Below are 10,311 nucleotides of genomic sequence, written 5' to 3'. Positions count from 1 at the left end.
CCCTCAACCTACTGATTACAAGTCAGTTGCTCTACCAATTGAGCTAAGCCGGCATCTTCTATAATTTATTTTAAACACTATTTTAATGGTGGAGGCTAACGGGCTCGAACCGCTGACCCTCTGCTTGTAAGGCAGATGCTCTCCCAACTGAGCTAAGCCTCCTTGACTAGTGCCCATTTATAATAACATCTCTATACCTTTACGTCAACAGTTTTTTACATTTTTTTCATATTTTTTTATCAGTGATAATGTCATCTAATGGAATATCAAAATCTTCAGATTGATAATGCTCAATATATTGAAATGAATAAGCCAGTCCTATTGTTGGTGCATTAAAATCTTTAAGATATCGATCATAATAACCTCCACCATAGCCCAAACGATAACAATTTGCATCATAACCTACAAGTGGAACAATCATTAAATCAAGAAATTCTTTATTAATTTCTTGTTTATCTATCGGTTCATCAATACCATATTTATTTTTTATCATTTTATCTTGATATAAAGTAAAATACATTTCTTTACCGCGAACTACGGGAACATAAAATTCTTTTTGAGTTTTAAATTCTTCAATTAATTTCCAAGTATCCACTTCATGTTTATAAGATAAATAGATTCCTATTTTTTTACTTTTAATGAAACGTGGATCTTTTTTTAACTTTTCTATAATGAAATGAGATTGTTTTTGATAATCATCAAAAGCCAATCTCATTTGTATCAATTGTTTACGCAATTGTTTTTTATCCAATTCCATTTTCACCAAAGTCCATTTTAATCAATTGATTTAACTCAACAGCATATTCCATTGGTAATTCTCTTGAAAATGGTTCAATAAATCCCATAACAATCATTTCTGTCGCATCTTTTTTAGAAAGACCTCTAGACATTAAATAGAAAAGTTGTTCATCTGAAATTTTAGAAACAGTTGCTTCATGTTCAATTAAAGAATCATTATTTCTAGCATAGTTTGTTGGCACTGTATCACTTGTTGAAATTTGATCTAAGATCAATGTATCACATTCAACTTTACTTTTAGCGTTGATTGCCTTTGGATTATGTTGTACTAACCCACGATAGTTTGTTTTACCACCGTTTTTAGCAATTGACTTAGAAACAATACTACTTGAAGTATTTGGTGCTAAATGAATCATTTTAGCTCCAGAATCCATAATTTGATTTTCTCCAGCAACAGCAATTGTAATACAAGAACCTTTCGCTCCTTCTTCCATTAAAACACAAGTTGGATATTTCATTGTAACAGCAGAACCAATATTTCCATCGACCCATTCCATTTGTCCATTTTTATAAACCTTCGCTCTTTGTGTCACTAAGTTTAAGATATTATTAGACCAGTTTTGAATTGTTGTATAACGGCATTTAGCCCCTTCTAAAACAACAATTTCAACAACTCCTGTATGTAATGAATCTTTTGAATAATTTGGTGCTGTACATCCTTCTACATAATGAATATCAGAACCTTTATCAACAATAATCAATGTTCTTTCAAATTGTCCCATTTGTTCAGAATTGATTCTAAAATAAGATTGTAAAGGTTTTTCTAGTTTTACTCCTGGTGGTACATAAATAAATGAGCCCCCAGACCAAACAGCTCCATTTAAAGCTGAAAACTTATTATCATTATAAGGAATAACTGTATCAAAATACTTTTTAAATAATTCTGGGTATTCTCTTAAACCACTGTCAATATCTAAGAAAATAACACCTTTTTCTTGAACTTCTTTCAACATATTATGATAAACCACTTCTGATTCATATTGAGTTGTTACCCCTGATAAATATTTTTGTTCTGCTTCAGGAATTCCTAGCTTATCAAAAGTATCTTTAATCGTTTCAGGGACTTCTTCCCATTTATTTGTTTGTTTATCAGAAGGTCTAATATAATACGTATACTCATCAAAATCTACTCTGCTTAAATCGACACCCCATGTAGGCATTGGCTTTTTCAAAAAACAATCAAGTGCTTTTAAACGATATTCCAACATCCATTCAGGTTCACCTTTAATAGCAGAGATTTCTCTAACGATATCTTCATTAATTCCTTTAGGTGTTTTAAAAACAGACACATCTTTATCAGGAATCATAGTTTCATCATTTTCCATGAGTTTCCTCCTTTTCACTTTCATCAATTAATTGTGTAATTCCTTTCCATCCAAGAGTTGCACATTTAATTCTATTGGCCTGTTTATGAGTGTTATAAAAAGCAATCGCTTCTTCTAATATTTCAGGATCATAATCTTTTTCAAAAATCATATTCATATAATTTTCAATAATAACCCTTGCTTCATCAATTGTTTTACCAATTAATAATTCTGTCATAATGGAAGTACTTGATGTACAAATCGCACACGCTTCTCCATCAAAGCGAATATCTTCAATCACTCCATTTTCTATTTTTGCTTGTATATCAATATTATCAATACAAGTTTCACTATCCATATTGACTTTTTTATAGCTATCGTCTTCAACTAATTCATGATTACGTGGATTTTCATAATGATCCATAATAATTTGACGAAGCATCATATTATCCAAAGAAGGCATCTAAAAAGTCATCCCCTTTCTTACATACTTCAATAAACTGATCTATTTCTTCTTTTGTATTGTAGAAATAGAATGAAGCTCTTAATGTTTGTGAAACATGTAAATATTCATCTAATATTTTTGCACAGTGTTGACCAGCACGAATGGCAATTCCATACGTATTAAATAAAGATGCTCCATCTTGAGAAAAAACATTTTTAATATTGAAAGCAATTGCTCCAACACCATTTTCATTGTAAATTTCAATGTTATCTAATTCTTTCATCTTTTCAACGGCATATTTTCTAAGCATTGCTTCATGTTCTTCAATATTTTTCATACCAATATTTTGTAAATATTCAATAGCACTACCAAGACCAATGACCCCTTCAATATTAGGTGTTCCCGTTTCAAATTTTGTTGGTGCATTTTTAAGCTTTACTAAACCACAGCTATTGTATCTTGCATTACTTCCTCCACCAAAACGTGTTGGTGTCATTTCTTCCAATAAATGATATTTTCCATATAATACACCTACTCCTGTAGGTCCGCACATTTTATGTCCTGAAAAAGCAAAGAAATCAACATCTAAATCTTGAACATCAACAGCATGATGAGGTGCACTTTGAGCCCCATCAACACAAACAATAATATCGTGTTCATGAGCAAAATTACAAATTTCTTTAATTGGTGCTAAATATCCTAAAACATTTGTAATTTGCGCAAGTGAAATAATTTTTGTATGTTCAGTCACTGCTTTTTTGACATTTTCTAAAGTCACTTTTCCTTCTTCGTCTAGATCAATATATTTAATGATAGCTCCTGTATGTTTAGCTACTTCAAACCAAGGAAGCGTATTGCTTGCATGTTCAGCAAGAGTAATCAATACTTCATCTCCTTCTTTTAAATGTGTCATCCCATAACCAAAAGCTACCATATTCAAACTATCTGAAGAACCATAAGTATAAACAACTTCCTCTGGTTTACAATGAATAAAATCAGCAACAATACTTCTTACATGTTCAAATTTTGTATCTACTTCATGTGATAAGTCATAATCTCCACGATGTGCATTTCCAGAATAATTTGTTAAATAATCACAAACACTATCAATCACACATTGAGGTTTTAAAGTTGTTGCCCCATTATCTAAATAAATAAGAGGTTTTCCATGCATAGACTTTTTAAGCATTGGAAAATCATCTCTAATTTTTAAAACATCTAACATTATAGTCCCACCTTTTCTTTCAAAACATCTGAAAATCTTTCTTTTAAAGATTCTACACTGATAAATTCTAAAACAGGTAAGAAATAACCATAAGTGACTAGATGCATAGCATCTTGTTTAGAAAGACCTCTAGACATTAAATAATAAAGATGATCTTCATCAATCTTTCCAACACTTGCTCCATGGCTTGCTTTAACATCATATTCATCAATATATAAATACGGATTAGCTTGTGCTTTGCACCCTTCATCAAAAACAATAATTTTATTTGTTTGATGTGTATCTGATCCAGACATACCTTTATAAATACGTCCCACACCATCAATAATTAAACTTGCTTTTGATTTAACAATACCATAGTTATCCATATCACCATATGTATGTGGTGCTAAATGTTCTAAAGTCATTTCATAATGTTTATTTTCTTTTTCTTTGCTTAAAGAAGCTAAGCGAAGTTTAGCACTTGCTTCCTCTTCAAGTAAACGATATTTTATTTTTGATAAAGTTGTATAATCTGTTAATTCTACATAAGCGCAAGACACTCTTGCATACTTATAAACATCAACATTTTCATCTAAATCAAGTTGAATATTTTGATGACTATTTTTTTCAACATATCTTAAAACTTCACTTGATTCATTGATTTTTATATTTTTTGTATAAGAACAAGACTTTGATGCTTCATACATTTCTACAAGATCTACATGTAAACGATCTTTAATTTCAATATTAAATTGATAAGTTCCTTCTTCTGTTGTCTTATAAATAATTTGTACTTTTGCATCTTCATTAATCATTAAAGTTTGATTTTGAATTTGAATATCTTGTTTAAAAGATGTTTCTTTGATTGTTCCATTTTCTAAAACAAGATAATTATCAATATCTACTAATCGACTCATTATTTAGCTTTAACCTTATTTCCGCAACTACCTAAAACAATAGGTTGTTTATCTTCTTCAGTTTCAAAATCAAAACCTAGTTCTTTAACCCAACGATAACCTTCTTTATCAATACGATCTATTAATTCTTGTCCTCCACTTAATACAATTTTTCCATCTACTAATATATGAACATGACTAGGTGGTACAAGTTCAAATAATCTTTCATAGTGTGAAACCATCACACAACCAAATGAATCTGATTTCATATCATTGATAGCTTCAGAAACAATTTTTAAAGCATCAACATCTAAACCAGAATCAATTTCATCTAATAATGCAAATTTGGGTTTTAATAATTTCATTTGCAAGATTTCATTTCTTTTCTTTTCTCCACCAGAGAAACCTTCATTTAAATAACGGTGTGCTAAATTTTCGTCCATTTTTAAATCAGCAATATTTTTATCTAATTCTTTAATAAATTTAAATAAAGATACTGGTTTTTCTTGATGAGCATTGAGCGCAGCTCTTAAAAAATCAGAAGTGACAACTCCTGGAATTTCTTGAGGATATTGCATTCCTAAAAAGATTCCTGCTTTCGATCTTTCATCGACTGACATTTCTAAAACATTTTGTCCATCCAAGTAAATACTTCCCTCTGTTACTTGGTATTTAGGGTTTCCCATGATAGCTGATAGCAATGTTGATTTACCATTACCATTAGGTCCCATTAATGCATGTATTTCTCCTGTATTGATTGTTAAATCAATTCCTTTTAGTATTTCTTTATCATCAATACAAACATGTAAATTTTCTATTTTTAAAGTTGACATAAATCAAGCCCCTTTCTACCCACAACATTTTACTAAAATGTCAAAAAAAAAACAATCAATGTGATAATCTTTTGTATTAACAATTTATATTATATCCAAAATATGGTATATTATTTAAACAAAAGGAGTGATAATGTGAAATTTCTGAAATCTTTATTTCAAGTCATATCATCTAAAAAAATTACACAAACCCTGTTAAACTTACTTATTTTATTTTTGATCGTTCTTTTATTAGATATTACAAAAGAAGTATGGGGTGGCGCTTTTAGTATTTTTTGGAAGATTATAAAACCATTCTTTGTAGCATTTGCAATCGCTTATGTTTTAAATCCGCTTATTGAATGGGTACAAAAATATGTAAAAAATCGTGGATTATCTTTAATTATTGTTTATGTAGGAATCATTGCTTGTTTAATACTTATTTTATCACTAGCAATTCCTCTTGTAATTAATAGCGTAACAGACCTCTATCCTGCTTTTGAAGACGGTTTGATTTTTATTTCGCGCTTTGTACAAAGTCATTTAGGCTTCAATATTTCTGAAATAACAACTTATATTCAAACAGAAGCAGCGAAGCTTTTACAAGATATGACAGTTATTAATACAACGTTTGATGTTTTAAATTCTGTTATTGTAAAAATTGGAAACGGCTTGATTTATTCAATCCTTGCAATCTATATGTCTATAAAATTTGATAGTATAAGAATTGCAATTAATCATTTTGCAGGAAAGTTTGATGAAAACTTACCTGTTTATTTAAAGGAAATCAATATTTCTTTAATTGAATATATTGAAGCTTTTGCTTTAAGTGCTCTTATTCAAGGTCTTACAACAGCTTTTGTCTATTTGGTTATTGGCCATCCAAACTGGATCTTACTTGGTATTTTCTCAGCTATCAGTTCGGTAATCCCTTATGTAGGTCCAATTGTTGCTAATTTACTTGGAATCGTCACTTCAATTACGATGGGGGCAACAAAACTTATTATTTTATTTGTACTGATTTTTATTCAATCAAATGTTGTTCCTTATGTCATTCAACCAAAAATATATTCATCAAAAATCGATTTATCGATTATGTGGGTATTATTTGGTATTTTAACTGGTTCAACTTTGTTTGGTGCATGGGGAATGATCATCGCAATGCCTATTCTTGTTACTATTAAAATCAGTTATCGTGTTTATCGTCAACATAATCCTCAGCCTAAAAATGCTTAGCAATTTGCTAAGCATTTTTTTATAACATATTACAAATAATCACTAATAAAATAAAAAGTACTAAAACAAGCGTAAAAGAATTTTCACACTTCATATAAACCCCTCCCTTATATCCTTTTAGTATAAATTATGTAATAAATATGTTTGACCATGTGTTTTTGCCCATAATATTGAAATAAGTGGGAAAAAATAGTATACTTTTTAAGTCTACAAGAAGGAGGAAAATTATGAAATTAAAAAAATGTGCTGCCTTATTACTTGTAAGTAGCTGCCTTTTGACTGGATGTACAACTTCATCAGCAAAAAAAGTTGATTCAAAATACGTTGTTGCATCTTTAGAAAAAGGAAATAAAACAAAAAATATCTTTGCTGATAATTTATATAAAGATATTATTGATAATTCAAGTAATAATTCAACAGTCTTTAATGCTGTATTACAAAACTTAGTTGATCAAAAATTCCCTGTCAACGATGATATGAAAGAAGATGCTGCTACAATTATTAAACAAATTAAATCAGCATATAAATCTAATTATGGTGATAATTATAAAGATTCATTAAATCAAGCTTTAACATCTGCAGGATATAAGAATTTATCTGAGTATCGTCAAAGAATGATCAAACAAATTCAATATGCTAATTTCTTATTAGATTATATTGATGATCATTTTGATGATGTCTTTAATGATTACTATCAACAATGTGCTCCAAAATATGTAAGTTTAATTAAAATTTCTGTATCTGATACAAGTTCACCTACAGATGATGAAACTTCTAAATTAAATGAAGTTAAAGAATTAATCAGTAATACGGATAAATCATTTGGAGATATTGCTCAAGATTACTCTGATGATTCTACTTCAAGTAAAAAAGGATCATTAGGTATCGTTGATAGTAAAGATACTTCTGGTATTGCAAATAGTTATGGTAAAGATGTCTTTAATGCTATTGAAGCATTAAGTGAAGGACAAGTTTCTGATGTTATTACTGGTGATAACGGATATTATTTTGTAAAAGTAACAAGTACTGATAAAAAAACTTTAAAGAAAGAATTAAAGAAAACTGATATTGATTCTCCTTTATTAGCTTATGATGATTATTTACAATATGTTGTCTATAATTCTTATAAAATCAATTATAAAGATAAAGACATTAAGAAAATCGTTCAAGAAGTTGTTAATAAAGCCTTAGAAGAAAGAAAAACAGAAAGAGGTGAAGCCTAATGAGTTCATTAAAAGATAAGCTTTACCAATATAGATTATTAGTTATTATCGTATGTATTTGTCTTATTGGTGGTTGTGGTTATGGTCTTTATAAAAGCTTTAACAAAAAAGATGATTCCTATGTAACCCATGTAAAAGATGGTGATTCAGCAGTTGTTAAAACAGGTGATGTAACAATTACTAAAGATGATCTTTATGAATATTTCTTAGATAATGATGGGTTAAATATGACTTTAAACAGTGCTATCAATTATGTAGCTGATCAAGAAATCACTGATGAAGACGCTATTAATTCTAAAGTTGAAGAATTAAAACAACAATACCTTCAATATGCTAGTACAAGTGATCTAGAAACTTACGCTAAAGATGCTGGCTATGAAAATGAAGACGATTTTGTAAAACAAATTTTAGAACCTAATGCAAAAATTCAACTTCTTCAAGAAAAATATGTTGAAGATAATTTCAAAAGTTTAGTTAAAGAATATAAAGTAAAATATCTTAAATATTTTACAGTTGATACTGAATCACAAGCTTTAAAAATTATTAAAGATTGTACAAGCGAAGAATCTTTCACAAATTATTTTAATGAAAATAGTGGAACAGATGCTGGTTTAGTTACAAAAGAATCAAGTAGCGTTGATTCTAAAATCATTAAAAAATTAGATAAATTTACAAAAGATGGTATTTATGCAAAAGCAATTAAAACATCTGAATCTAAATATGCAATTGTTTGGGTTTATAATACAGATAAATCAAATTTAAAAGATGAAATTAAAGAAAGTTTAACTTCTATTTCTAATTTTTCTACAAAATGTGAAACTTCTTATTTAAGAAAGTATAACTTTGATGTTTATGAACCATCAATCAAAAAGAAAATAAAAAAATCTTCTAAAGATTATTTTGAATAAGGTCTCGACCTTATTCTTTTTTTGTTTTAAAATAGAGCTATGGAGGAAAAGAAAATGAGTAACTGTATTTTTTGTAAAATTATTAATAAAGAAATTCCTGGAAAAATCATTTATGAAGATGATGTATGTATTGCTTTTTTAGATTTATCACAAGCAACTTATGGACATACCCTTGTTATTCCTAAAAAACATTTTGAAAATATTCTTGAAGTTGACGCACAAACATTGGCTCATGTCATGCAAGTCACTCAAAAATTAGCTAAACAAATCGTTGAAAAACTAAACGCTAAGGGATTGAATATTTTAACAAATACAAATGAAGTGGCAGGTCAAACCGTTCATCATTTCCACGTTCATATTTTACCTCGATATGATGAAAAAGAACTTGTTATTGAATTTAATGATCATAGTCAAGATGTTGATTTAGATGAAGTTTATCAAAAAATCGTAAAATAAAAAGATGGTTTTCCATCTTTTTAGAATAAAGAAAGTTGTTCAAAGTCATGAATATCTTTCTTTTTTATTGGTGTTTTTTCTTCAAATTCTTGTAAATATTCAAATATTTCTAAGTAATTACACATCATTTGATATTCTTGGCATTTTTTAAAGAATAAATTCATTAAATCCCTATTATGTGGGCTATTAAGCGTATATTGATCATTATACGTCATTTGATACTTTTCTTTCATACCAGGGAATAAACGATCTAGTTGCTTATAATAATATTCTCTGCTTCCCTCTCTTAAAGTAACTCCCATACCAAAACAAATAATTCCTTTAACTCCTGCTTCATGACATTCTTCTAAAATCTTTAAAATATTTTCTTGACTATCATTAATAAAAGGCAAGATTGGTGTTAACCAAACAATTGTGGGAATCCCATTTTTATGGAGTTCTTTTAATACTTCTATTCTTCTTTGAGTTGTACAAACACCTGGTTCTAACTTTTGACATAAATTTTCATCAAATGTTGTAAGCGTCATTTGAACAACACATTTTGTTTGTTGGTTAATTTTCTTTAAAAGTTCCAGGTCTCTTAAAATTAAGTCTGACTTCGTAATAAGTGTTACTCCAAAATGATATTGTTCAATAAGTTCTAAAGCTTTTTGTACATGCTTTAATTCTTTTTCTAAAGGCATATATGGATCACACATAGATCCCATTTGAATCATACACTTCTTTCTTTTATGTTTTAAACCATTTTCTAATAAAGATAGCGCATTTTCTTTAACTTCTATATCTTCAAAGTCATGTTCAAAATGATAACACTTGCTTCTTGAATCACAATAAATACAGCCATGTTGGCATCCCCTATATAAATTCATTGTATTATCATTAGATAAAATTCCTTTTACTGTTTTATAATGCATATTATAACCCCCATTGCTTATTATTTTAACATAAATTAAAACAATAAGTTTGTCATATTTCAAAAAACACATCAAAAAATTGGATTTAAAAAACGATTTTGTATTTCAAAAA

At 28.7% G+C, this 10,311-nt stretch carries 12 protein-coding genes and 1 tRNA gene; 4 read left to right on the top strand and 9 right to left on the bottom strand.

The annotated features are described in order from the left end of the window. Window positions 1–86: 86 nt before the first annotated feature. The 7 genes from LJD32_RS08140 to sufC form a co-directional block, all read right to left on the bottom strand. Window positions 87–162, bottom strand: a tRNA-Val gene (locus LJD32_RS08140). A gap of 64 nt (window positions 163–226) precedes the next feature. After that, entirely contained in the window at window positions 227–751 is a 525-nt protein-coding gene (locus tag LJD32_RS08135; RefSeq protein WP_227360151.1) for a 5-formyltetrahydrofolate cyclo-ligase, read from the bottom strand. Next, window positions 744–2,123 carry a Fe-S cluster assembly protein SufB gene (gene sufB, locus LJD32_RS08130; protein WP_022002250.1) on the bottom strand — a complete coding sequence of 460 codons (1,380 nt, stop codon included), beginning with the start codon at window positions 2,121–2,123 and terminating at the stop codon, window positions 744–746. Before sufB ends, LJD32_RS08135 begins: the two co-directional genes overlap by 8 nt. After that, window positions 2,113–2,565 (bottom strand): Fe-S cluster assembly sulfur transfer protein SufU, encoded by a 453-nt coding sequence (gene sufU, locus LJD32_RS08125; RefSeq protein ID WP_032091421.1) that lies wholly within the window; start codon window positions 2,563–2,565, stop codon window positions 2,113–2,115. Before sufU ends, sufB begins: the two co-directional genes overlap by 11 nt. Next, window positions 2,549–3,772: an aminotransferase class V-fold PLP-dependent enzyme gene (locus LJD32_RS08120; RefSeq protein WP_227392431.1), complete on the bottom strand. Its 1,224-nt coding sequence runs from the start codon at window positions 3,770–3,772 to the stop codon at window positions 2,549–2,551. The genes sufU and LJD32_RS08120 overlap by 17 nt, the downstream gene beginning before the upstream one ends. Continuing rightward, window positions 3,772–4,671 carry a SufB/SufD family protein gene (locus LJD32_RS08115; RefSeq protein WP_032091423.1) on the bottom strand — a complete coding sequence of 300 codons (900 nt, stop codon included), beginning with the start codon at window positions 4,669–4,671 and terminating at the stop codon, window positions 3,772–3,774. The genes LJD32_RS08120 and LJD32_RS08115 overlap by 1 nt, the downstream gene beginning before the upstream one ends. Continuing rightward, window positions 4,671–5,483: a Fe-S cluster assembly ATPase SufC gene (gene sufC / locus LJD32_RS08110; protein WP_119363162.1), complete on the bottom strand. Its 813-nt coding sequence runs from the start codon at window positions 5,481–5,483 to the stop codon at window positions 4,671–4,673. The genes LJD32_RS08115 and sufC overlap by 1 nt, the downstream gene beginning before the upstream one ends. 135 nt (window positions 5,484–5,618) lie before the next feature. On the opposite strand from sufC, the gene LJD32_RS08105 reads away from it, so the two are divergent. Next, window positions 5,619–6,698: an AI-2E family transporter gene (locus LJD32_RS08105; RefSeq protein ID WP_032091425.1), complete on the top strand. Its 1,080-nt coding sequence runs from the start codon at window positions 5,619–5,621 to the stop codon at window positions 6,696–6,698. A 19-nt stretch (window positions 6,699–6,717) separates the two neighbouring features. Here LJD32_RS08105 and LJD32_RS15630 read toward each other — a convergent pair whose 3' ends face one another. Then, window positions 6,718–6,792: a YjcZ family sporulation protein gene (locus LJD32_RS15630; protein WP_081919121.1), complete on the bottom strand. Its 75-nt coding sequence runs from the start codon at window positions 6,790–6,792 to the stop codon at window positions 6,718–6,720. A gap of 133 nt (window positions 6,793–6,925) precedes the next feature. On the opposite strand from LJD32_RS15630, the gene LJD32_RS08095 reads away from it, so the two are divergent. The 3 genes from LJD32_RS08095 to LJD32_RS08085 are packed head-to-tail and all read left to right on the top strand — an operon-like array spanning window position 6,926 to window position 9,285. Beyond that, a complete protein-coding gene (locus LJD32_RS08095; RefSeq protein WP_032091426.1) occupies window positions 6,926–7,921 on the top strand; it encodes a peptidylprolyl isomerase in 996 nt (331 codons plus the stop codon). After that, a complete protein-coding gene (locus LJD32_RS08090) occupies window positions 7,921–8,829 on the top strand; it encodes a hypothetical protein (protein WP_227392432.1) in 909 nt (302 codons plus the stop codon). Before LJD32_RS08095 ends, LJD32_RS08090 begins: the two co-directional genes overlap by 1 nt. A gap of 54 nt (window positions 8,830–8,883) precedes the next feature. After that, window positions 8,884–9,285 carry an HIT family protein gene (locus LJD32_RS08085; protein WP_107030616.1) on the top strand — a complete coding sequence of 134 codons (402 nt, stop codon included), beginning with the start codon at window positions 8,884–8,886 and terminating at the stop codon, window positions 9,283–9,285. A gap of 20 nt (window positions 9,286–9,305) precedes the next feature. Here LJD32_RS08085 and LJD32_RS08080 read toward each other — a convergent pair whose 3' ends face one another. Further along, the gene (locus tag LJD32_RS08080; protein WP_032091428.1) at window positions 9,306–10,199 is read right to left on the bottom strand and encodes an SPL family radical SAM protein; all 894 of its coding nucleotides are present in this window, start codon (window positions 10,197–10,199) and stop codon (window positions 9,306–9,308) included. Window positions 10,200–10,311 lie beyond the last annotated feature (112 nt).

Source organism: Faecalibacillus sp. TM498 (assembly GCF_020589955.1).
Lineage (GTDB): Bacteria > Bacillota_I > Bacilli_A > Erysipelotrichales > Coprobacillaceae > Faecalibacillus > Faecalibacillus intestinalis.
The sequence above is the reverse complement of the archived record's forward strand: the minus strand, read 5'-3'. Positions and strand labels throughout refer to the sequence as shown.